A 704-nucleotide genomic window follows, 5' to 3' on the forward strand; every position below is an offset into this window, starting at 1 on the left:
TATCCGACCGACCCGACCCAGCACGTATCGCATGAGACCATCTACACGGCTATCTACGCTCAGCCGCGCGGCGAGTTGCGCCGCCAATTGATTGCCTGCCTGCGCCACGGCCACAGTACCCGCATGTCGCGCTCGCGCGGCACCGACCGACGCGGACAGATTCCCGACATGGTCAGTATTCACGTGGGGCCGCCCGAAATCGAAGACCGCCTGCTGCCGGGCCACTGGGAAGGCGACTTCATCAAAGGCGCCGGCAATCAATCCTCCGTTGGCGTGCTGGTTGAGCGCACCAGCCGACTGGTGCTGCTTGCCAAGATGCAGGACGCAACCGCAGCCTCTGCTCTGGCGGGCTTCTCGGCCAAACTCAATTCGATCCCCGAACCCTTGCGCCAAAGCTTCACCTATGACCAGGGCAAGGAACTCGCGCGCCATCAAGAACTCGCCGCCGCCACCGGCGTGAGCGTGTACTTTTGCGACCCGCACAGTCCGTGGCAACGCGGCACTTGCGAAAACACCAACGGATTGTTGCGCCAGTACCTGCCTAAAGGCACCGACCTTTCGGTCTACAGTCAGGACGAACTCGATGCTATCGCCGACAGTTTGAACAGCCGGCCGCGCGCAACTCACGCGTTCCATTCGCCATTCGAGGTCTTCGCTGCGACACTTGCCTCAGCGAGCCAACCTCAAGGCGCTAAACATTAAAC

The 704-nt window shown here is 61.6% G+C and carries 1 protein-coding gene; it reads left to right on the forward strand.

The window, feature by feature from the left end; translation table 11 throughout:
• The coding region (locus AWB65_RS35170) for an IS30 family transposase (RefSeq protein ID WP_087671284.1) at positions 1-702 on the forward strand (702 nt) is incomplete at its 5' end.
• Between the last annotated feature and the right edge of the window lie 2 nt (positions 703-704).

Origin of the sequence: Caballeronia humi (genome assembly GCF_001544475.1) — a bacterium.
GTDB lineage: Bacteria > Pseudomonadota > Gammaproteobacteria > Burkholderiales > Burkholderiaceae > Caballeronia > Caballeronia humi.